Genomic DNA, 261 nt, shown 5'->3' with positions numbered 1-261 from the left:
AGAAGTACAAGGCCCGCTACCATCAGGGATACATTACGAGTCTGGAGCTGTCTGCCGGAGCAGAAGACTTCGCTGAACTCTCTCAGACCTACTCGATCAACGGCATGGGCGTATCCGGATGGGTGACCCTGACTCAGGAACAGAAAGATCTTGTACAGTATCTGTTCGCCGATACGACTCAGGCAGCGGAATAGCAGCAAAGCAGGAGAAGAAAAATGGAAATCAATGTAAATGGAACGCTTTACCCGCTTAAGGCGTCTA

At 50.2% G+C, this 261-nt stretch carries 1 pseudogene; it reads left to right on the top strand.

What is annotated here, in order from left to right:
* A pseudogene (locus Afil_RS10870) lies at nt 1–194 on the top strand (phage major tail protein, TP901-1 family); the annotation flags it as partial.
* Nucleotides 195–261 lie beyond the last annotated feature (67 nt).

Source organism: Allobaculum fili (assembly GCF_020969955.1).
GTDB classification, from domain to species: Bacteria; Bacillota_I; Bacilli_A; order Erysipelotrichales; family Erysipelotrichaceae; genus Allobaculum; species Allobaculum fili.
Note: the sequence above shows the minus strand (reverse complement) of the source record. Positions and strands in the feature narration are given on the sequence as shown.